This window comes from Paenibacillus arenilitoris (assembly GCF_014705655.1).
Taxonomy (GTDB): domain Bacteria; phylum Bacillota; class Bacilli; order Paenibacillales; family Paenibacillaceae; genus Pristimantibacillus; species Pristimantibacillus arenilitoris.
This window is the reverse complement of record NZ_JACXIY010000016.1, coordinates 81,495-103,043: the sequence shown is the minus strand read 5'-3', so window position 1 is coordinate 103,043 and position 21,549 is coordinate 81,495. Positions and strand designations below refer to the sequence as shown.

Here is a 21,549-nt window from a genome sequence, read left to right as displayed (position 1 = left end):
GGGCTGCTTTAAGTTCGATCAATCGTCCAGGCTTTCGAGTTCTTTCGCGAGCAGCTTCAGCGTTGCCTCTCTGTCCCGGTCGTCTTGGCGATCGAATAAGAGCTGCTCCATGAATTCCCAAATATCCTCCAATTTCCGTCTGCCCTCATAGAACGATAACGCTTCGGCGTTGGCGGAATAGCCGGGGCGGACGCTCAAATAGGCGGACATAAACGATTCGTAATACGGCTTGTCCGTCAGAAACATCATATCGGCTTCGGCGGGCGCGAGCTTCAAGCCTTCCCAGTCGATCAACACGAGACGGTCTTCCGCCTTCATCAGGTTCCAATGATGCAGATCCGTATGGCAGAGCACCATCGGCAGCGATCGGTCCGGCAGAAGGGCCGACAGCCGTTCGATGTCGGCAATCAAGGCGTTCAATCGCGAGGAGAACGGAAGCAGCCGATCCCGGATTGCCGGCGGCAACGTCGCTCCATTGCCTCGCAGCGCATCCTTAAGTCGCTCTAGAAAAGGAACCCGGAAATCTTCCTTTATAGCCTCCGTATCAAGCGGGAAGGAGTCGCCGAAGGAATGGAGCTCCGCCACGATTTCCGCGAACCGGACGGCTTGAAGGCCGGTCAAGGCGTCCGCGCCGATCGTTGTTCCTTCGATATAGTCGTACAGCATGTATATCCCTTCATCGTCTTCGCATTTATAGCGCCCGTTCACCGTTAACAACGGAACTGGAATTTTTCCGTTCAACCCGCTGTTCCGATCGAGCCAAACGAGAATAGGCGCATAGCGGTCGATCAGCGCCGTCCATTTGGGCGTGGAGGCCCGGCTTTTTTCGTACTTTTTCAAGAAATAGGCCCGCTCGCCCTTCTGCACGCGGTAGGCCAGCGCCGCCCAGCCGCCTTGCTGCGGCGTTACGCCGCTCGGGTGAATACCGTAACTTTTTATCAGAACGGTGTTGATTTTATCCACGTAAATTGTCCCCCTCCGGACTGGAAGAATAGAAAATAAATCGCCTTCGACTCATAAATTTTACCACAAAATCAAACGTACACGGTTGCGCGGCGGCGGCTTCAGTGATAAATTATGATAGAACATACGAAGGAAAGAGGTGGGGGTATGAAATTCAACATCAAGCCGCACAACCGGATGGGTCTCGAATTTCCTATTTCCGCCGATTGGATGCACTGAAGCGATGCCGCTTCGGTGCTTTTATTTTTTCGGGGAGGTGTTTCGCATGCTCAGGTATAAGAGGGTACTCGTTAAATTAAGCGGAGGCGCCGTTGCGGGGGACAGCGAATTCGGGTTCGACCCGGCCAGACTGGAGCATATCGCGGGCGAAATTTTATCCGTAACGGAAATGGGCATCGAGGTGTCCGTCGTCATTGGCGGCGGGAACATCTTTCGCGGCAATATGGCCGAGAGCTGGGGAATCGAGAGGGCGGAGGCCGATAATATCGGCACGCTCGCGACGGTTATTAACAGTCTAATGCTCAGGGGCGTGCTTAAGGCGAAAACGGCGAAGGAAGTAAGAGTGATGACGGCGCTCCCCGTTACGTCGGTCGCCGAGCCGTATATCCGGCTGCGGGCGGTCCATCATTTGGAGAAAGGCTATATCGTCATCTTTGCCGGGGGGAACGGGCAGCCATACGTCACGACGGATTATCCGTCCGTGCAGCGCGCGATCGAAGTGAACTGCGATGCGCTGCTCGTCGCGAAGCAGGGCGTCGACGGCGTTCTGAGCGCCGATCCGAAGCAGGATCGCTCTGCCCGGAAGTACAAGTCGATGCACTATAACGACGTTCTGGGGCAAAACTTGAAGGTGATGGATCAGTCGGCGTTTATATTGGCACGGGACTATCAGTTGCCGATTCACGTCTTTAATTTCGACCGGCCCGGATCGATGAAGCAAATTTGCGAAGGAAGGAATAACGGCACGATCATAAGCGAGGATTCGGAACTGCAGCTGGAATAAACCGCATACGACAGACGGCCAATCGTGCGACGAGGCGCATGGTCAGCCGTCTTTTTTTCGAAAAATTAGAACCGTTTCTTCGTGTAACGCATGGAGACGAATATCGTGGAGAGGGCAACGCCGACGATGATGCAAAGGAAGGCGACGCTTTGAAACGGTGCCGGCACGAATGCGGTCAGGATCATAAGCAGGCCGCCGATGACGTAAAACTTGGCCGTGGCCTGGTGCGTTTTTCTCCAAACGGTTTCGTTGCCGAGCGTGCTCGCGGTCTTAATGCCGACATGGCTGTTCGGCTGGAAGCGGGGCATATAGTTCCCGAGCGCGACGAAAATGATCCCGATGACCGGCGGCACGATCATGGAAACGTTGATCTCCATTCCGTATCCGTAACCGATCGTTATGCCATGAAAGACGAGCAAGCCGAGGAGCACGACGTTCTCTAAGATCCGAATGCTGGATTCGAACTTCTCGTAATTTTGCTTCTTCGCATCGAGAAGCGGTATGACGCGGAACATCGCGATAAGGAGCGCCATTAGTCCGGGCAGGAAAAACAGGGCGAACGCCTTGGAGGTGAACCGGTCGATCTCGCCTGCCGCGTTCCAATGAATCGGAAGCCGATCGGGCATGTCGGCGTACGTCAAGGCGCTTGCGATAAGAGCGGCGGCAACGATCAACAAAGAAATCAGGCTTTTTTTCATGGCGAATCATTCCTTTCGGTTTTTGTTCTGCTGAAAGGATAACATCCATTTCATCAGGTCATGGAAGACGGTCGTATTGAGCGAGTAATAAATGTGCTGTCCTTGCCTCTCGTCCCATACGAGCTCCGCTTGCTTCAGCAGGCTCAGATGATGCGAGATGCTCGGCTTCGTCATTTGAAAGTGATCCGCAATTTCTCCGGCCGTCATGTCGCGGTCGCGCAGCAGATCGAGAATTTTGCGCCTTGTCGGGTCGGACAACGCTTTAAAGGCCAAGTTGATCGACATAGCAGACTTCCTTTCCGGCTGTGCCGCGTTCTCTTCGATATTTAGAAAATTATCTAAATGTTTAACTTAAATCAAAAATAGCTTACTCCGAAGCGATTGTCAACCGGCGAATCGCCTCTTATTTCCGGAAAATTAAAATTGCGGACCGAACATGTATTCTGTAAAATGAGGGTAGAGGTGTGCGATCATGCTGAAAAAGAAAAGTTTACCCGAAATCATCGAACAGTTGAGAACGAACGAAAACATAATCAATTGGCACGAAGTCGAGCCGGTGGAGGCCAAGACGCGGCCGATGCCGGAGAGCGCGGATCCAAGAATACAAGCGGCGTTGGCAAGGCGCGGCATCGAGCGGCTCTATACGCATCAGGCCACGGCCTACGACACCGTCCGCAAAGGCGAGAACGTCGTTGCCGTCACGCCGACCGCGTCGGGCAAGACGCTTTGCTACAATCTGCCCGTCCTGCAGGCGATAGCCGAGGACGATGGCAGCCGCGCGCTTTATTTGTTCCCGACGAAGGCGCTCGCGCAGGACCAGAAGAGCGAGTTGAACGAGATCATTGCCGAGATGGGGATCGACATCAAGAGCTTTACATACGACGGCGACACGTCGCCGGCCATTCGGCAGCTCGTCCGAAGCGCGGGGCATATCGTCATTACGAATCCCGACATGCTGCATTCCGCCATCCTTCCTCACCATACGAAATGGATCAGCCTATTCAGCAATTTGAAATATATCGTCATCGACGAGCTGCATACATACCGGGGCGTCTTCGGCAGCCACGTGGCAAACGTGGTACGGCGTCTGAAGCGGATTTGCAAATTTTACGGCAGCGACCCCGTATTCATTTGCACGTCCGCGACGATCGCCAACCCGAAGGAGCTGGCCGAGCAATTAACCGGCAAACCGATGAGGCTCATCGACGACAACGGCGCGCCGAGGGGAAGGAAGCATTTCGTCTTCTACAATCCGCCGATCGTCAACAAGCCGCTCAACATCCGGAAGAGCGCGACGGTCGAGGTGAACCAGCTCGCCAAGCAATTTCTCGCGAACAAAATCCAGACGATCATCTTCGCCCGCAGCCGGGTGCGCGTGGAAATCATCCTAAGCCACATCCAGGAGCTCGTCAAAAACGAAATCGGTGCGAAATCGATTAGAGGTTATCGGGGCGGTTATTTGCCGAATCAGCGCCGCGAGATCGAAAGAGGCTTGCGCAACGGGGACATTCTCGGCGTCGTCAGCACGAACGCGTTGGAGCTGGGCGTTGACATCGGACAGCTGCAGGTATGCGTCATGACGGGGTATCCGGGAAGCGTGGCGAGCACATGGCAGCAGGCGGGAAGGGCCGGTCGGCGGCACGGGGAAGCGCTGGTGCTGATGGTTGCGAGCAATACGCCGATCGACCAGTATATCGTGCACAATCCCGAATATTTCTTCGACCGGTCTCCGGAGTCCGCGAGAATCAATCCGGAAAATTTGCTCATTCTCGTCGATCATTTGCGCTGCGCGTCCTACGAGCTTCCTTTCAAGAAAGGGGAGGAATTCGGACCGCTCGAAATCGAGGAGCTGCTCGAGTACCTGGTGGAAGAGCGGGTTCTCCATTATGCCGGCGACACGTATTACTGGGCGAATCAGTCCTTTCCGGCAAGCGAGGTCAGCCTTAGATCCGCCGCGCAGGAAAACGTCGTCATCGTCGACCAGTCGAACGTCGCCAGCGTGAAGATCATCGGGGAGATGGACCGGTTCAGCGCCATGACCCTGCTGCACGACGAAGCCATTTACTTGCACGAGGGCGTGCAGTACCAGGTGGAGAAGCTCGATTGGGACCATAAGAAGGCATACGTGAGGGAGGTCGACGTCGAATATTATACGGACGCGAATTTGGCGGTGAAGCTGAAAGTGCTGGAAATCGACCGGACGGAGACGAGGCGCGCTTCCACCGTTCATTACGGCGACGTCGTCGTGAACGCGATGCCGACGATATTCAAAAAAATCAAGCTGACCACGTTCGAAAACATCGGCTACGGGCCGATCAGCCTTCCCGAGGAAGAGCTGCATACGAGCGCCGCTTGGGTCGAGCTGACGGAACCGGATCCGTCGCTCGGCACGAAGACGCTGGAGCAGCTGCTGATGGGCATATCCAACGTCCTCAGGCATATCGTGCCGATTCACGTCATGTGCGACCGGAGCGACATTCACGTCGTATCGCAAATTAGGGCGGAGCATACGCAGCTGCCGACGATTTTTATTTACGATCATTATCCGGGCGGCATCGGTCTTGCCGAAGACGTCTATAAGCGGTTTGACGAAATCAAGACGGCCGCAAGAAACCTGATCCGGAAATGCGCTTGCGAGGACGGATGCCCTTCCTGTATCGGCACGGAAATCGAGGGCATCGACGCCAAACAAAAAAGCGTAGAACTATTGGGGGCCCTATGAGCGGATTAAAGGATCGCATGATGCGGCTGCGCGGCCATTCCTCCGAGGCGCCGGCCGACCGGAAAACGGAGGAGCCGGCCTCAGCTTCGGCTGCTATCGATTCCGAGGAAACGGATCGCCGCGCAGCCGATTCGTCGGATGACGGCCTATCGCCGGTTTGGGACCGAATCGGCGTGAAGCTGCTTACGAACGATGCCGGCAGCTTCCTGCTGCGCAAGGTCGACTATCCGGCCGACTACCGGCACGGGCTGCATGCGATTGAGGAGCTTCGCCAAGCGGCACCGGGCTTGTCCGCCTTCCATCCCGGCGCGAACGCGTCCGCGGAGCAGGTGCTCTTCCTCGACCTGGAGACGACGGGTCTTGGCGTCGGAACGGGCAACGTGCCGTTCATGCTCGGCATTGCCTACGAGGCGCAAGGACGCTTTACGATCGAGCAAGCCTTGATCCGCCATCCGGCGGAAGAGAGGGCGATGCTCGCTTATTTGGCGGAGAAGCTGCCCAAGTTTACGTATCTCGCTACGTATAACGGCAAGACGTTCGACTGGCCGCTCGTGCAAAGCCGGTTTATAATGAACGGCTTGGGCCGGAACGTATGGGAGCCGAGGCATCTCGATTTTCTGCATCCGGCGCGTTCGGTATGGCGCAATACGCTCGCTTCGTGCAAGCTGAGCTACGTGGAAGAAGAGCGGCTGGGCATTCATCGGGAAGACGACGTGCCGGGCTCGCTTGCCCCGCAGCTCTATTTTCAGTTTTTGGCGGACGGCGACCCCTCGCCGCTTGCTGGCGTATTTCGCCATAACGAAATCGACATGCTGTCGCTTGCCGCGCTCGCGATTCGGTTCGGGCATTTGCTGAACGGCCGTTTCCAGCCGTTCATTCCGCTTCCGAAGGAGCCCGAGGAGTTGGTCCGTACCGGACTTTGGCTGGAGAAGATGGGCATTCCGGCGCTGCCCGAGCAATTATTCGAGCTGGCCGCGCGGACGGAGGAAGCGAATCCGGCCACGCTGCTAATGCTTGCCGCGCGCGATAAGAAGGCTGGAAATTGGGCACGCGCTGTGTTATTGTGGCAGAAGACTGTTTTAAGAGCGTTGTCGAATTATGGCGCGGCCGCTATGGAAGCGAACATCGAACTGGCCATGTATTACGAGCACAAGCTCAAAGATTTCGATTCCGCTCTCGGCTATGCGGATGCGGCCTTCGAGCATGCGACGAATCAGGCGATGCTCGTCCGGCGAGACGCGAAGAAACGCGCGGAGCTCGAGGCTTTGCGGAATCGGATCGCGCGGCTGCGCCGGAAAGCGGAGGCGGCAACGGCGCGCAGGGCCGAACCGGCGACTTTTTTGGGGGAGGAACTTCTATGACCGGCATAAGTCCAAAAATGCGCGGATTTTTAATCGATTTGGACGGCACCTTATATCATGGCCATCATCGGATCGACGGGGCGGATACGTTGATCGCGTACATGCGCGACTCGTCGCTGCCGTATCGGTTCGTGACGAACAATTCGTCGGCATCGCCCGAAGACGTAGCCGAACGGCTTAGAAATATGGGAATTCCGGCGGAGGCGGCGGAAGTGTGCACCTCGGCGCACGCGGCCGCGAAGCATATCGCGGGTATGAAGCCAGGAGCCTCCGTTTTTGTCGTCGGCGAGGCCGGGCTGAGGAGTGCGGCCCAGGAAGCGGGATTGCGGCTTACGGAGGAACGGCCGGATTTCGTGCTGCAGGGCATCGACCGCTCGCTTACGTATGAACGGCTGGCGAAAGCGGTAAGATTTATTCATGAAGGCGCCGAGTTCGTCTTGACGAATCCCGATTTGCTGCTGCCTTCCGGCGACGGGCTTATTCCGGGAGCGGGATCGATCGGCGCGATGCTGAGGGCGGCAGGGGGCAAGGAGCCTACGCTAATCGGCAAGCCGTCCTCGATTTTGATGGACTATTCTTTGAGGAGCATCGGGCTAACGGCGGAAGAAACCTGGGTAATCGGGGACAACCTCGCGACCGACATCGCCTTCGGCAAAGCGGCGGGCTGCGGCACGCTGCTGGTCCTGACCGGCCTTACCACCGAACAAAACATCGATGACTACGCTCTTCAGGCTGGCTGCAGGCCGGATGTCGTGTGCAAGGATCTCGGCGAGCTTCTCGCGTATATTGCCGAACATCGAGCGAACTGACAAACCGAAATACCGAAAGGCATAGGAAGGAAGAGAGCTTTCATGCAGGAACTGCCGGAATTGGACGTATACCGGGCTAAGCTAGCGGAGCAATTCGCCGGAGCTCAAATAACCGGTATCGAAGTGTTGAAAGAAAAAGTGTCGCAGACGGGCACCGATCAGCTGGAACGCGACATCGCTTTGAAGGCGCTATGGTTCGTCGAACGACGCGGCAAGCATTTGGTTTTTCATTTGGACAACGGCAAGCGTCTGCTTGTCCAGTTATCCCACGGCGCTTATTTGTACGCGGGATCCGAAGAGGACAAGCCGGGCCGAACGGCGTCGGCGAAGATTCGTTTCGGCGATCGCATCCTGTACCTCGTCGGACTGAAGACCGGCGATTTGCAGCTGCTGTCCGTGAAGGAGGTTGAGGAGCGGCTCGGCGCTTTAGGACCGGATCCGTTCGATAAACGGCTGACGCTCGAGAAGTTTATCGCGCGCTTCGCCAAGAAACGCGGCGCCATCAAATCCGCGCTTATGGATCAAACCGTCATTACGGGAATCGGCACCGTCTATTCGGACGAGATTTGCCATGACGCGGCGATTCGCCCCGACGCGAAAATTCCGTCGCTTGGACAGGATGCCTGGGAACGACTGTATCAATCGATGCATAAAATATTAAAGGAAGCGATTTCATACGGCGGCGCAGGCGTTCATCCGTTCAGCGAGGGAGACGAGTTGACCGGCGGCTACAGCCGGCACTTGAAGGTGTTCGATCGGGAAGGGGAGCCGTGCGGACAGACCGGCAGCGCGATCGAGACCGTCGACGTATCGGGGCGCAAGGCCTATTTCAGCCCGGGCTTCCAAACCAATCAATGAATAAGCGAGCATGTCATCCATTATTAGAATGGAGGCTTCATTCATGATTCATGTATACTTAGACGATTATCGCCCATGTCCGAAAGGCTTCGTCCCGGCCTTAAATGCGGAGGAGTGCAAGCAGCTGCTCGATCTCGAAGCGGTCGGCATTTTGTCGCTGGATTACGACCTGGGCTGGGCGCAGCCTACCGGCTATGAAGTGGTACGTCACATCGTGGAAACCGGCCGATATCCGGAGGAGATTTATTTGCATACGTCCAGCGCGGCCGGCCGCATGCAAATGTACCATACGCTCTCGACGAGCGCGCCGTCCCATATCAAGCTCCACAACGGCCCGATGCCGGAGTCGCTTATCCGCCAAATTTCGGAGACGCCTTAACAAGAGTGACCAGACGGACTTCTCCCTTCAAGGGAGGAGTCCTAGAGCGCTTCATACGGATTGGACAAGCCCTTTGTCCTTCGTCGTTGTCGACCCGGATGAAAGGCTGCAGGGCGGACGAATCGGCGGATTTCCATTAACTGCACCTGTACACGCGCTCAGGATTTGTACGATCATAAAGTAAAGCTGTTGTTGCACTTGCGCACCACCTGGAAGCGTGTCCCGAAAGGGACGGAAGCGGTCCTAGCTCAAATCTGCTAACACCCATCTCTTGGGCACATACGTTACTCATGATCTATACAAGGTTGCACGAGTGCCCCACCTGGAAGCGTGTCCCGAAAGGGACCGAAGCGGTCCTAGCTCAAATCTGCTAACACCCATCTCTTGGGCACATACGTTACTCATGATCTATACAAGGTTGCACTAGCGCACCAACTGAAAGCGTGTCCCGAAGGGACGAAAGCGGTCCTAGTACAAATCTGCTCACATCCGTCTCTGTGGCTCTCATGTTCATTCAATTGCAGGTGTCCAGAGGACGCAGTCCTTGGGGCCCTCCCTTGGAAGGGAGGGTTTGGGAGGGATCGAAGGGTTTCGGTTTGGGAGGGATCGAAATAATTACGAAAGAGGAAAAGTCATTGAGCCAATGGATCGGAACGGCGAATCAAGGTTATGCCCCGTACGCGATCGAGGAGCTGCGTCGACTAATCGACGGCGCGACCTTCACGCAGCTGGCGGCGGGGGAAGTGTTCATGATGAACAGTCCGCTCGATCGGAACGAGACGCTGCAGGCGATCCGCCAGCAGGAGCCGATCTTCCTGCGGCACATTCAGCCGGTCGACCGGACGCTCGAGATCGAAGGAAACGCCGACGATCTGGAGCGGTTGTCGTCCATGGTGCGCAATGCCGTTCTTGCTTTGGAGAACAAGCGGACGGCGGTGCATATCCGGCGCACGCCGAAGACGGTCTACGTGTATTCGGCGGCCGATACGAAGGCGATTCTGGATGCCGTGCTGGAAGAAATCGACGCGGAGCCGGCCGTGCAGCAGCCGGATATGATCATCGCGATCTACGCCGCGGATAGCCAGCTATACGCCGGCTTCGGCACGCCGCAGGACATGCTGTCGGACTGGCCGGGCGGCGCCGTTCGCTTCCAGCGCGAGGAAGGGCAAGTATCCCGCGCCAAGTTCAAGCTGCTGGAGGCGGAGCGGGCGTTCGGCTTAAATTACGCGAAGCATCGCAACGCGCTCGACGTCGGCGCCGCGCCGGGTGGTTGGACGTCGCTCCTGCTGGAGCGCGGCCTACGCGTAACGGCCGTCGACCCGGCGGAGCTGCATCCGTCCTTGCTGGAATACCCGACGCTGACCTACGTGAAGCGGAACGCTTCGGATGTCAAGTTCGATGCCGGAGCGTTCGATTTGCTCGTATGCGACATGAGCTGGAGTCCGATGCAAATGTGCAGGCTCGTTCTCGATCTGGAGCCGGCGCTCGCGAAGGGAGCGACGGCCGTCATAACCGTCAAGCTGATGCATCGCAAGCCGCTTCAGACGATCCGGGACGTCATCTCCCGGCTGTCGACCGCGTTCGTGCTCGGGAAGGCGAAGCAGCTGTTCCATAACCGCGAAGAAATTACATTGCACCTTCAAAAAAAATAAAGAGCGGTCTCCTAAGCGGGACGCTCTTTTCTTCTACCCGGCGAACGGCGATTTTTCATCGAACGGCGATTTAGCGTTAATGCGGAAAGGAGGCGACTCGCATGGCCCGTCTGAAAGCGCTTTATATGAATTTGCGCATCAAACATAAAATGTTCGTGCTTATTTCGGTGATCATGCTCGTCGTAGCCGTGCTCGGCATCGTCGTACAGCGCTACGCCTTCGATTTCTACGATCAGGAAATTTATGAGCAATCGGCCAAAGCGCTGCGGCTGTCGACGCTGAACATCGAGAACGAACTGAACAAAATGGAGAAGCTGACCTTCCGGCTCGCGACCGATCCGACGATCCAGCATTATTTGCGGTCGATCAAAAGCGGCCAAACCGATTACGACGACTACGAGGCGCGCACGACGGTCCGGGAGAGGATGGTCGACCTCGGGGCGCTTGATAAATACGTGCTCTCCGCGCAGCTCTACGACGTGTACGACAACGAGTACGCGGTCGGGGCCAATTCCATTACCGTCGGCAAGGACCGGTTAGCCCGGTTCAAGGAAAGCACGGCGGTCAACCTTGGCGGCAATACGTGGATCGCGCCCGCCGGGAACGACAAATCGTTGATCGCGGCCCGCGAGGTGCGTTCGTTTCAGCAGCTGAACCTGGATTACATCGGAACGTTGGCGCTGCGCATCGACATGAACAAGGTGTTCGCCGATTTCGCCAAAGGCATCAACAGCAACGACGCCAGACTTATCATTATGAAGAACAACGAAGCGGTCTACCCGGAAGCGTCGGAATTTCCGATCGATCGGCTGACCGGGCTGTCCGGAAGAGAGGGCTACAAGGTCATTCAGACAGGCGGCAAAAAATATTTCGTCACGTACGTCGCCTCCTCCAACACGGAGTGGACCTATTATACGCTTATTCCGTTCGACAGCATTTTCGAGCGGGTCGTCAAGGTGAAGAATACGATCATCATTATTTTTATCGTGCTGTTCATCGCCATTCTATTAGTCGCCGTCGGCTTCGCGAACGGCATTACCGAGCCGATCGAGAGGCTGAACGCGAAGATGAGGCGGGTACAGCTCGGCCATTTCGAGTACGCGGACGAACCGAACGGCCGGGCGCTCGCGATGGACGAGGCGGGGCAGATGCACCGCAATTTCCGGATCATGGTGGAGCGGATCAATGACTTGATCCACGAGAATTACATCAAGCAGCTCACGATTCGCGATACGGAATTCAAAGCGCTGCAGGCCCAAATCAACCCTCATTTTTTGTACAACACGCTGGAATCCATCAACTGGTCGGCGAAGCTGAGCAACCAGACGCATATTTCCCAAATGGTCGAAGCGCTCGGCTCTCTGCTCCGGACGTCTCTCAATTTGAAAGAGCCGCTCATTCCGCTGTCCAAGGAGCTGGAAATCGTGAATCATTACGTCACGATCCAAAAATACCGGTTCGAGGAAAGGCTCGACTTTCATGTCAATGTGCCGGACAAATTGCTGTCTGCCCGCATTCCGAAGCTGTCTTTGCAGCCGCTTGTCGAGAATGCGATTAATTACGGACTCGAGCAAATGATCGAAGCCTGCACGATCCAAATTCGCGCCTATGTCATGGACGATATGGTATGCATATCGGTCGAGGATAACGGTCCGGGAATGGAGAAGCCGTTTCTGGAGCAGCTGCTGAGCGGGCAAGTGAAGCCGAAGGGCTCGGGTCTGGGACTGAAAAATATCGAGGACCGCATCAAGCTGCTGTACGGCGAAGCCTACGGCTTATCCGTCGAAAGCGCGCCGAACGAAGGGACGAAGGTGATCTTGATGCTTCCGTATGAAACGAGGGATTCGAATGTATAAAGTACTGCTGGTGGACGACGAGCGGATCATCGTCGAAGGCATTTCGCGCACGGTTGACTGGGAGGCGCATCGGACAGAATTGATCGGCACGGCCCGCAACGGGCTCGAAGCGTTGTCCTTTATCGAAACCCATATGCCGGACATCGTCATTTCCGATATTAAAATGCCCGGGATGAACGGTCTGCAGCTCGTCGAGAAGGTAAATGAACGGTTTCCGCATATTGCCTTCATCCTATTGTCCGGCTTCAGCGAGTTCGATTACGCGCGCACGGCGATGCAGTTCGGCGTAAAGCATTATTTGCTGAAACCCTGCAACGAGAACACGATTACGCAGGCGTTGGCCGAGATCATCCTCGATCTGGAGAAGCTGCAGTCGCAGGAAAATTTCATGGCGAACATTCAGAAGGAATTAACGAAGGTGCTGCCCCACGCGAAGGAGCAGTTCCTGAAGGAGCTCGTCACCAACAAGACGTACGGCCAGCGGGATTGGGACGATTACCGCCAAATGTTCCGGATGACGGTCGAGAACGACAGCGTGCGGCTGCTGCTCTTTCAGCTTGAAGGCAAGTTCGAATTCGAGCATATGTTCGCGATCAAAAACATCGCCGAGGACGTGCTCGGCAAGTCGACGGTGCTTCTTAGCACGACGATCGGCAAGCACGTGCTACTGTTGATCAAGGCGGATGGGGAATCGGATGCGCTATTTGCCAATCTGTCTGAAATCAAACGGACGTTCGCGGCTTATTACAAAATGGATGCGACGGCGGCCGTCAGCGATCCGGGCCCGATCGTCGAGGCGCGCAGCATGTACCGCGAGACGCTCGAATGCTTGAACTACCAGTTTTATTTGGGCGAAGGCAGCATTATAACGAAGAAGGACATCGGCCGCGACGACGAATCGGCGCCGGGGACTTTCCTCTATGACGAGGAGCCGCTATGCATGCACGTCAAGTCGGGGGATTGGGCATTCGTGCGGGACGAGCTCCAGGCGTACTTCTCGCAGCTGGCCGACAGCCGGCTCGATACGCATCTTTCGAAATCGTACGTCATTCCGCTATATGTTTCGATCGTGCGCCAAGGAAGTCCGGAGGAGATCAACGACTATTTGCAAAAAATCGCGAGCTTCGACCAATTCCAGACGCTTCGGGCGATCGAGCAATTCATTACGGACAACGCGGAGCAAATCTGTCTGAACAATTACCGGTTGCTGACCCGGAAGCACTCGTCCATTATCCTTAAAATGCAGCAGGTCGTTGAGGAGCAGCTCGGCAATCCGGACCTGTCGCTCGGGTGGGTCGCAACCGAGATTCTATACATGAACGCCGATTATTTAGGCAAACTGTTCAAGAAGGAGACGGGCGACAAATTTTCGAATTACGTCGTCAAGCTGCGGATCGAGAAGGCGATGGAGGAGATCGAGAAAACCGGCGACGTCAAAGTGTTCGAGCTCGCGGAGCAGCTCGGCTTCGGCGACAATCCGCAATATTTCAGCCAGGTGTTCAAGAAATATACGGGCTTTACGCCGTCCGAATACAAGAGGTCGCCTTGACGGCGACCTCTGTTTTTTTAACAAAGAAAGCGGTTTTTTAAATTCCGACAATTCGACATAGGTCCTATAATAAAGCATGTCAACAACAACTCAAGAGTTTGGAAGGGGCGTAACACGATGAAAGCAAGGAACAAAATGCTTTTGCTGCTGATGGCTTTCGCTCTCGTTCTCGTAAGCGCTTGCGGCGGGAATGCGGAAAATTCCGGAAATAGCGCAAACGGAACGAATTCGGGGACGGAGACTGCGGACGGATCGGGCGAAGCGAAGCCGGTCACCCTTCGGATCGCCTGGTGGGGCGGACAGCCGCGCCACGATTACACGATGAAGGTCATCGAGATGTATAAGGAAAAAAATCCGCATGTCACGATCGAAATGGAATACGCGAACTATGACGATTATTGGAAGAAGCTGGCGCCGCAGGCGGCCGCCAACGAGCTTCCGGACATTATCCAGATCGACACGCAAAACTACTCGCAATACGCGGGACGCAACCAGCTGGCGGATTTGACGCCGTTCCTGGGCAAAGAGATCGACGTCACCGACATTTCGCAGAACGCGATCGACGGCGGCAAGCTGGGCGACAAGCTGTACGGCATGAATCTCGGCGTCAACGCGCTCGGATTCAACTACGATCCGGCGCTGCTGAAAAAAGCGGGCATCGATTCGATTCCGGAAAGCTTCACTTGGGACGATTACGTCGCGTGGGCGGGCAAAGCGAAGGAAGCCGACCTGTACTTCGACAACGGCATGCGCCCGGAAGTATTCTTCGGCTACTACCTCCGCACGATGGACAAAACGTTGTTCAACGCGGAAGGCACCGGACTTGGCTACGAGGACGACCAACTGTTCGTCGATTTCTTCGGCATGCTGGCTAAACTCGTCATCGACGGCGCGGTTCCTTCGCCGGACGTGCTGGCGCAAATCAAAGGCGCGGAAGACAGTCATCTCGTGCTGAACCAGGGCATCGGGGTATGGCAATGGTCGAACCAATACGTCGGCCTGCAGCAAGTAGCGAACCGTCCGCTTGCGATCGCGCCGATGATGGGACCGAATATGGAAAAAGGCTTGTTCCTGAAGCCGAGCATGTTCTTCTCCATCTCCGAAAATTCGAAGGCGAAGGAAGAAGCGGCTAAATTCATCAACTTCTTCGTGAACGACATCGAAGCGAACAAATTGATCCTAGGCGACCGCGGCGTGCCGGTATCCGCGAAGGTCAAAGAAGCGCTGAAGGAAGTTTCCACCGAAGCGCAGGTGCAAGTATACGACTATGTGGCATGGGCGGAATCGAACAGCTCGCCGATGGATCCTCCGGATCCGATCGGCTCCGCGGAAGTGTTCAAATCGCTTACCAGCCTGGCCGAGCAAATGAACTACGACAAAATTACGCCTGAAGAAGCCGCTAAGAAATTTAGAGAAGAAGCAACCGCCATTCTGAAGAAAAACGGGTAACCTCAACCGAGCTGCGCGGTGGCCGGTCGCAAGATCGGCCATCGCGCTTTCATACTTGGCGCGTTAGCTGGCGCATAGGAGTTGGATTAAGATGAAATCGCTCTCATTCAAAAATAACCTCATCGGCTACACGTTCATCGGACCGTTCGTCATCGGATTTTTATTGTTCACGTTAATTCCCGCAGTCGCATCGCTCTACTTCTCGGTTACGGATTACGATTTGCTGTCCACGCCGTCTTATATCGGCCTTGAGAATTATTCCTCGATGTTCACGGACGACACGAAGTTTTGGACATCGCTTCGGGTTACGTTCCTGTACGTCTTTATCGGCGTGCCGCTGCGGCTCGCGTTCGCTTTGTTTATCGCCATGCTCTTGAACACGGCCTCGAAAGCAATCGGGTTATATCGGACGGTTTACTACCTTCCTTCCATCATCGGCGGAAGCGTCGCGGTATCGATCATGTGGCGCAACCTGTACGGCGACGAAGGGGTCATCAACCACTTCCTGAACACGCTCGGTTTAGATAGCGTCAGATGGTTCGCGGAACCGGCAGCTGCTCTCTGGATGTTGATCACGCTGTCGGTATGGCAGTTCGGTTCCTCCATGCTTATTTTTCTTGCCGGCCTAAAGAATATTCCGCCAGAGCTGTACGAAGCGGCGAATGTGGACGGCGCGGGTCCGGTCGTCCGGTTTTTCAAAATGACGCTGCCGATGCTGAGTCCGATCATTTTGTTCAACACAATCATGCAGACGATCGGCGCGTTCATGACGTTCGTGCCGGCCTACATTATTTCCAAAGGAGAAGGCGGTCCCCTCGACGGCACGCTTCTGTATTCGCTTTACCTGTTCCGTCAAGCGTTCGTTTACTTTGATATGGGCTACGCGTCCGCCATGGCGTGGGTCATGCTTATCATCATCGCCATTCTGACCGGCATTTTGTTCTGGACATCGAAGAAATGGGTGCATTACGAGTCGAAAGGAGGCCATTGATCATGATCTTGAAAAAGCTGAAGTGGCCGGCATACCACGTTTTCGTCTCGCTGCTCGCGCTCGCCATGATCTACCCCGTGCTGTGGCTGCTCATGAGCTCGTTCAAGCAAAGCAATCTGATCTTCGCCACGGCGGACTCGCTCATTCCGCAGCCGTGGATTTGGGAAAACTACAAAACCGGCTGGATCGGCATCGCCGGCCAATCGTTCGGCACCTTTATGATGAACTCGCTGGAAATCGTCGTGTTGTCAACGATCGGCGCCGTGCTGTCTTCGGCCTTTATCGCCTTCGGGTTCGCTAGACTGAATTTTACGGGCAAGGCGTTCTGGTTCGGCATCATGATGGTGACGCTTATGCTGCCGCATGACGTCGTCCTCGTCCCGCAGTACATTTTATTCGCGAAGCTGGACTGGCTCAATTCGATCAAGCCGATCGTCATTCCGCAATATTTCGGCATTCCGTTCTTCATCTTCTTGCTCATCCAGTTCATCCGGACGATTCCGAGCGAGCTGGACGAGGCGGCGACGATCGACGGCTGCGGCAAGTTCCGGCTGTTTTTCCGCATCATCTTGCCGCTCGTGGTGCCGGCTCTGGCGACGGCCGCGATCTTCTCGTTCTACTGGCGCTGGGAGGACCTGCTCGGACCGGTACTTTACCTGAACCGGCCAAGTCTGTATCCGGTATCGATGGGGCTCAAGATGTTCCTGGACAGCGATACGGTATCGAACTGGGGCGCGATGTTCGCGATGTCGATCGTCAGCTTGCTTCCCGTACTCGGCATCTTCTTCGCGTTCCAGAAGTACATCGTGGAAGGGATTAGCACCAGCGGTCTCAAATAATTAGAACCAGGAGAGAGGAAGATGGATATGCCGCAGCTGCAATATGACGAAAATCAGATCCGCGACGTCATCGACCGGGTCGTGGACCGTACGTTTAGAATGGATTTCGGTTGGGATTGGCCGGGAGGCGTGGCGTTCTTCGGCGTAGCGGAAGCTTATGAGGCGACGGGCAACGAGCGGTATATCGAATGGCTCAGGGAATGGGTGGACGAGAAGCTGGAGGACGGCCTGCCGAAGCTGTCGGTGAACGGCGTGTCGATCGGCCACTGTCTCCTTTCGCTGTACAAAGCGACGGACGACAAGAAGTATTTGGACGTTGCCGTCCAAATGGCCGAATACTTAAAGCATGACGCGGTCCGGTTCGCGGACGGCATCTTCCAGCACACGGTCAATTCCGAGACGTACAACTTTCCCGAGCAGGCGTGGGTCGATACGATGATGATGGCGGGTTATTTCCTCGTGCGCATGGGCCATTCGCTGGACCGGGAAGATTATTTGGAGGACGGCCTGAAGCAGTATCACGGGCACGAGCATTTCCTGCAGGATCCCGTAACGAATTTGTATTACCACGGCTGGGACAACATCGCGCAAAATCACATGTCTTCGATTTTCTGGGCGCGCGGCAATTCCTGGGCCGCCCTGACGATGGCCAAAGCGCTGCCCCTCGTGGCGGTGCAGCATCCGTCCTTCATGATGATCGAAGGATCGATGCGCGATCAGCTAAGCGCGCTCGTCCGTCTGCAAGGAGACAACGGCCTGTGGCATACGGTGCTCAATGACGATGCGTCTTATTACGAGACGTCGGGCTCCGCCGGCATTGCAGCCGCGCTATTCGCTTTCGGTTCGCTTTACAACAAATACATCCAGCGCTCGATCGACGGCATTCTGAGCCAAATTGCCGAAGACGGCTCGGTCATGAACGTATCGGCCGGAACGGCGGTCATGAACGACCTGCAGGGCTACCGCGAAGTTGCCCATAAGCGGGTGCAGGGCTGGGGACAAGGGCTGGCGCTCGCTTTTTTGGCCGAGCTGCTGAATGCCAAGAAGCACCGCTAAACGAGGCTATGCCGCCAACGACGGCGTAAGCCGTTTTCGCTTGAATGAAATAGTTGTGTGCGCCCTCTCATATATGGTACTATTTACGAAATGAAATGAACCGGGAAAGCATCCTGGGGGCGCTTGCGCATCGGCAAGCGGCTTCAGGATGTTTTTTTGTGTCCGCAGAAAGGAGAATATCCGTTGGACAGCAGGCAGGAAGAAGCGGTTCCGACGCTTGGCGGCGGAGTGATCGTGGGAGGGCGCTATCGCGTCGCGGGGATGATCGGGCGAGGCGGAATGGGCACGGTATACGCGATGGAGGACATGAAGCTCGGCGGCATGCTGCGAGCGGTTAAGGTGACGCGGCTGTCACCGGACGCGAACGAAGCCTATTCCGCGGAGGCACATATGCTCATGTCGCTTAGCCATCCCAATCTCCCGCATATCGTCGACTATTTAAGGATGGAGGAGAGCGGTTGCGACGCGCTGGTCATGGATTATTTTAACGGACAGACGCTTACGGCCTATGCGAACGGCACGTACGGCTCCATCCCGTATGGACAGATCGTGCAAATCGGCCTGCAGCTCTGCTCGGCGCTCCGTTATTTGCATCGGCAATCCCCCCCGGTGATCCATCGGGATTTGAAGCCGTCCAACGTCATGATCGGCGGAAACGGGGAGGTCAAGCTGATCGATTTCGGCATTTCCAGGCGCTACAAGGAGAATCGGCGGCAGGACACGGAGCAGCTTGGCACGGAAGGCTTCGCCGCGCCGGAGCAGAAGGGAGGCGGCCAAAGCGATGCGAGAACCGATATATACGGCCTTGGCGCGGTGCTCTTTTATTTGGCTTCCGGAGGCGCGGTGTTCCGGCACGGCGAGGGCGCAGCAAGCGATCCGTTCGCCGGCATGCGTGCGGATATTCCGCCCAGGTTCAAGGCGGTCGTCGAACGGATGCTGCAATCGCAGCCTTCGCGGAGATATCCAAGCATGGCGGAGGCGGAGGAAGCGCTTGCGCTGTTGATTCACGGAGAAATGCCGTTTCTGAACCAGGTCGCGCCGACTGCAAAGGCGGCTTTGTTTCCTGCGGGGCAGATTCAAATCGGCGTTGTTTCGCTATCGCCGGGAGCGGGCGCGACGTTCCTGACCTTTGCGCTGCATGCGTTGTTCGGCCATGCCGGCTCCGCTTCGTCGGCCGTAGAGTATACCGGATCCAGGCCGGAATGGCATGCCGTCCTATCCCGCCATCTACGACTTCGCAACGCTCCTTATCGGGAGAGCCGCGGTTTTGACGATCGGTATACGCATGTTTGGCGGCAGGACGGCAAGCTGAGCTGGTTCGCCATCGATCCGGCGCGCCCTGTGCCGGGCGACCACGTCTCGCAGAAGTTCGACCAGATGCTGCGCCAATCGGGCAGCTCCGTTCACCTGTTCGATTTTTCAAGCCGTTGGGACGAGCCCGATGCCATGCATAGGCTGCTGCAATCGCATATCGTCATTGCCGTCGGCGACCCGGCCGTGCATAAGTGGCAGCCGGCTATGCTGGGCAAGCTTGAACGGGTTAAAGAAGAGCTGCGCGGCAAGGGGGGCATGCTCGTTTGGGCGGCCAACAAGGATATCCGCTTCGGCGGACGCCACGAATGGCTGTCGTTATTTCCGGACCGGCCGCTGGCGGTCATTCCGCAATTGCCACCGGAGCATGTCTGGGACGCGCTGTGGGACGGGAGATGGGTAACCGGCCAGCGGAAGACGGGGAAGCGGCTCGCGCGGGCGCTTCAACCGATTTTGACGTTCATTGCCAACGGATTTAACACAAAATAAACAAAGCCATGCTACAATGATGCGGGCGTTATCGGCTAAGTCCGGCCTAAACTTGACCGAACGGGATTGGGGACTCATTGTCATGAATTTGTTGACGGTACAACGATTAACGAATAGGTTAAGCGATCATCGGATGATCGAAGACGGAACCTTTCTGCCGCAGCCGATGCTTCTTATCGGCAAATCTACGGTCTCATTGCTCGATGAGACCACGAACTATTTGGACGGAGAGCTACTCAACCGGCCCTCCGCGACTCCGGCATCCGAGAGCGTCTGCCGTTTGCGAAGACGGGAGGGCTAAGGGATGACGGAGAGAAAATTCGGATTCGGCGCGGCCGGCGACGTATTCTGGACGGCGCTTAAGCTCGGTCTTACTTCGTTCGGCGGTCCGATTGCCCATATCGGTTATTTCCGCGAGGAATACGTCGGCCGCAGGCAGTGGCTGTCGGATCGGTCGTTCGCCGAATTGGTTGCCCTTTGCCAGTTCCTTCCAGGTCCGGCGAGCAGCCAGCTCGGCATGGCGATCGGCGCGAAGCGCGCTGGCGTTCTTGGCGCGCTTGCCGCCTGGATCGGCTTCACGATGCCGTCCGCGCTGCTGATGGTCGCTTTCGCCTTCGGCGCGCAAGCGGCGGGAATCGGCGGAGCGGGATGGCTGCAAGGATTGAAGCTCGCCGCCGTCGCGATCGTCGCGCAGGCGGTCTGGAGCATGTCGCGCACGCTGGCGCCGGACCGTCCGCGCGCCACGCTCGCTCTTGTTACCGCATGTGCGGCGGTACTGTGGCCATCGATGGCCGGCCAGCTAGTACCGCTTCTCTTCTGCGCGATAATCGGCATTGCGGTTTATAAGTCGAAAGCGGGTGCAGGCGCAGAGGAAGGGTCTGGGGAGCCTCCGATCCCGATCGGGCGGAAGCTCGCGGCTGCGATGCTTGCGCTGTTCATCATCCTGCTGATCGGCTTGCCGATCGCAAGCGGATGGTCGGGTTCCGCCGCTTTGACGCTGATTGACAGCGTCTACCGGGCAGGCTCGCTCGTATTCGGCGGGGGGCATGCGGTGCTGCCGATGCTCGAGACCGAGCTTCTGAGCGGGAAGCGGCCGCTGCTTACGAGCGATCAATTCATGGCGGGCTACGGCGCCGTTCAAGCCGTACCGGGCCCGCTCTTTACTTTTGCGGCATACATCGGCGCGGCGATGGAAACGGGCTATGCGCGGATCGGCTATGCTATGATCTCGCTGTTTTCCATCTTTTTGCCATCTTTCTTGTTGGTGCTTGGCGCGTTGCCCTTCTGGGAGAGGCTGAAGCGTAACAAAACCGCGCAATCGGCGTTAATGGGAATCAACGCAGGCATCGTCGGCATCCTGCTCGCGGCGTTGTACGATCCGATATTCATGGACGCGGTCGGTTCCGCCAAAGAGCTGGCCATCGTCATCGTCTTGTTCATACTCCTTCAAATATGGAAGCGTCCTCCTTGGCAAGCCGTCGCGCTTGCGGCGCTTGCCGGCCTGCTCTTTCTGTAGGCCGGCTTGCTTGCATTTGGAATAAAGCTTCATTATGATGAAATTACC

The 21,549-nt window shown here is 56.4% G+C and carries 18 protein-coding genes; 15 read left to right on the top strand and 3 right to left on the bottom strand.

Annotated elements, in window-relative coordinates; translation table 11 throughout:
- Positions 1-18 precede the first annotated feature (18 nt).
- A complete protein-coding gene (locus IDH41_RS14610) occupies positions 19-963 on the bottom strand; it encodes a phosphotransferase (RefSeq protein ID WP_190862223.1) in 945 nt (314 codons plus the stop codon).
- A 265-nt stretch (positions 964-1,228) separates the two neighbouring features.
- Here IDH41_RS14610 and pyrH point away from each other — a divergent pair, with 265 nt between their 5' ends.
- Positions 1,229-1,966: a UMP kinase gene (gene pyrH, locus IDH41_RS14605; protein ID WP_190862222.1), complete on the top strand. Its 738-nt coding sequence runs from the start codon at positions 1,229-1,231 to the stop codon at positions 1,964-1,966.
- Between the two features lie 65 nt (positions 1,967-2,031).
- Here pyrH and IDH41_RS14600 read toward each other — a convergent pair whose 3' ends face one another.
- Both IDH41_RS14600 and IDH41_RS14595 read right to left on the bottom strand, forming a co-directional pair.
- Positions 2,032-2,664, bottom strand: a complete 633-nt coding sequence (locus IDH41_RS14600) for an SdpI family protein (RefSeq protein ID WP_190862220.1) — start codon at positions 2,662-2,664, stop codon at positions 2,032-2,034.
- A gap of 6 nt (positions 2,665-2,670) precedes the next feature.
- Positions 2,671-2,949, bottom strand: a complete 279-nt coding sequence (locus IDH41_RS14595) for an autorepressor SdpR family transcription factor (RefSeq protein WP_223829733.1) — start codon at positions 2,947-2,949, stop codon at positions 2,671-2,673.
- 190 nt (positions 2,950-3,139) lie between these two features.
- Between IDH41_RS14595 and IDH41_RS14590 the strand changes: the two genes are divergently transcribed.
- The 14 genes from IDH41_RS14590 to chrA all read left to right on the top strand — a co-directional run bounded on the left by IDH41_RS14590 (position 3,140) and on the right by chrA (position 21,501).
- A complete protein-coding gene (locus IDH41_RS14590; protein WP_190862378.1) occupies positions 3,140-5,386 on the top strand; it encodes a DEAD/DEAH box helicase in 2,247 nt (748 codons plus the stop codon).
- On the top strand, positions 5,383-6,747 hold the full coding sequence (locus IDH41_RS14585) for a ribonuclease H-like domain-containing protein (protein ID WP_190862219.1): 1,365 nt from the start codon (positions 5,383-5,385) through the stop codon (positions 6,745-6,747). The genes IDH41_RS14590 and IDH41_RS14585 overlap by 4 nt, the downstream gene beginning before the upstream one ends.
- A complete protein-coding gene (locus tag IDH41_RS14580) occupies positions 6,744-7,556 on the top strand; it encodes a TIGR01457 family HAD-type hydrolase (RefSeq protein WP_190862218.1) in 813 nt (270 codons plus the stop codon). Before IDH41_RS14585 ends, IDH41_RS14580 begins: the two co-directional genes overlap by 4 nt.
- Positions 7,557-7,598: 42 nt before the next feature.
- Entirely contained in the window at positions 7,599-8,414 is an 816-nt protein-coding gene (locus IDH41_RS14575) for an Fpg/Nei family DNA glycosylase (RefSeq protein ID WP_190862217.1), read from the top strand.
- Between the two features lie 43 nt (positions 8,415-8,457).
- Entirely contained in the window at positions 8,458-8,793 is a 336-nt protein-coding gene (locus tag IDH41_RS14570) for a cyclic-phosphate processing receiver domain-containing protein (RefSeq protein WP_190862216.1), read from the top strand.
- Between the two features lie 635 nt (positions 8,794-9,428).
- On the top strand, positions 9,429-10,445 hold the full coding sequence (locus IDH41_RS14565) for an SAM-dependent methyltransferase (RefSeq protein WP_190862215.1): 1,017 nt from the start codon (positions 9,429-9,431) through the stop codon (positions 10,443-10,445).
- A gap of 101 nt (positions 10,446-10,546) precedes the next feature.
- The gene (locus IDH41_RS14560; protein ID WP_190862214.1) at positions 10,547-12,301 is read left to right on the top strand and encodes a sensor histidine kinase; all 1,755 of its coding nucleotides are present in this window, start codon (positions 10,547-10,549) and stop codon (positions 12,299-12,301) included.
- Positions 12,294-13,850, top strand: a complete 1,557-nt coding sequence (locus tag IDH41_RS14555; RefSeq protein ID WP_190862213.1) for a response regulator transcription factor — start codon at positions 12,294-12,296, stop codon at positions 13,848-13,850. The genes IDH41_RS14560 and IDH41_RS14555 overlap by 8 nt, the downstream gene beginning before the upstream one ends.
- A gap of 117 nt (positions 13,851-13,967) precedes the next feature.
- Positions 13,968-15,299: an ABC transporter substrate-binding protein gene (locus IDH41_RS14550; protein WP_190862212.1), complete on the top strand. Its 1,332-nt coding sequence runs from the start codon at positions 13,968-13,970 to the stop codon at positions 15,297-15,299.
- Positions 15,300-15,390: 91 nt separating this feature from the next.
- Positions 15,391-16,290, top strand: coding sequence for a carbohydrate ABC transporter permease (locus IDH41_RS14545; RefSeq protein WP_190862210.1), 900 nt, complete (start codon positions 15,391-15,393; stop codon positions 16,288-16,290).
- A 2-nt stretch (positions 16,291-16,292) separates the two neighbouring features.
- A complete protein-coding gene (locus IDH41_RS14540) occupies positions 16,293-17,129 on the top strand; it encodes a carbohydrate ABC transporter permease (protein WP_190862209.1) in 837 nt (278 codons plus the stop codon).
- A 27-nt stretch (positions 17,130-17,156) separates the two neighbouring features.
- Positions 17,157-18,185, top strand: coding sequence for a glycoside hydrolase family 88/105 protein (locus tag IDH41_RS14535; RefSeq protein ID WP_190862376.1), 1,029 nt, complete (start codon positions 17,157-17,159; stop codon positions 18,183-18,185).
- A 183-nt stretch (positions 18,186-18,368) separates the two neighbouring features.
- The gene (locus IDH41_RS14530; RefSeq protein WP_190862207.1) at positions 18,369-19,985 is read left to right on the top strand and encodes a serine/threonine-protein kinase; all 1,617 of its coding nucleotides are present in this window, start codon (positions 18,369-18,371) and stop codon (positions 19,983-19,985) included.
- Positions 19,986-20,289: 304 nt separating this feature from the next.
- The gene (gene chrA / locus IDH41_RS14525) at positions 20,290-21,501 is read left to right on the top strand and encodes a chromate efflux transporter (RefSeq protein ID WP_190862206.1); all 1,212 of its coding nucleotides are present in this window, start codon (positions 20,290-20,292) and stop codon (positions 21,499-21,501) included.
- Positions 21,502-21,549 lie beyond the last annotated feature (48 nt).

Coding starts and splice junctions, on each gene's coding strand:
- pyrH (WP_190862222.1), top strand. CDS start 1,229: ATGCTCAGGTATAAGAGGGTACTCGTTAAATTAAGCGGAGGCGCCGTT.
- IDH41_RS14600 (WP_190862220.1), bottom strand. CDS start 2,664: ATGAAAAAAAGCCTGATTTCTTTGTTGATCGTTGCCGCCGCTCTTATC.
- IDH41_RS14595 (WP_223829733.1), bottom strand. CDS start 2,949: ATGTCGATCAACTTGGCCTTTAAAGCGTTGTCCGACCCGACAAGGCGC.
- IDH41_RS14585 (WP_190862219.1), top strand. CDS start 5,383: ATGAGCGGATTAAAGGATCGCATGATGCGGCTGCGCGGCCATTCCTCC.
- IDH41_RS14580 (WP_190862218.1), top strand. CDS start 6,744: ATGACCGGCATAAGTCCAAAAATGCGCGGATTTTTAATCGATTTGGAC.
- IDH41_RS14575 (WP_190862217.1), top strand. CDS start 7,599: ATGCAGGAACTGCCGGAATTGGACGTATACCGGGCTAAGCTAGCGGAG.
- IDH41_RS14570 (WP_190862216.1), top strand. CDS start 8,458: ATGATTCATGTATACTTAGACGATTATCGCCCATGTCCGAAAGGCTTC.
- IDH41_RS14560 (WP_190862214.1), top strand. CDS start 10,547: ATGGCCCGTCTGAAAGCGCTTTATATGAATTTGCGCATCAAACATAAA.
- IDH41_RS14555 (WP_190862213.1), top strand. CDS start 12,294: ATGTATAAAGTACTGCTGGTGGACGACGAGCGGATCATCGTCGAAGGC.
- IDH41_RS14550 (WP_190862212.1), top strand. CDS start 13,968: ATGAAAGCAAGGAACAAAATGCTTTTGCTGCTGATGGCTTTCGCTCTC.
- IDH41_RS14545 (WP_190862210.1), top strand. CDS start 15,391: ATGAAATCGCTCTCATTCAAAAATAACCTCATCGGCTACACGTTCATC.
- IDH41_RS14540 (WP_190862209.1), top strand. CDS start 16,293: ATGATCTTGAAAAAGCTGAAGTGGCCGGCATACCACGTTTTCGTCTCG.
- IDH41_RS14535 (WP_190862376.1), top strand. CDS start 17,157: ATGCCGCAGCTGCAATATGACGAAAATCAGATCCGCGACGTCATCGAC.
- chrA (WP_190862206.1), top strand. CDS start 20,290: ATGACGGAGAGAAAATTCGGATTCGGCGCGGCCGGCGACGTATTCTGG.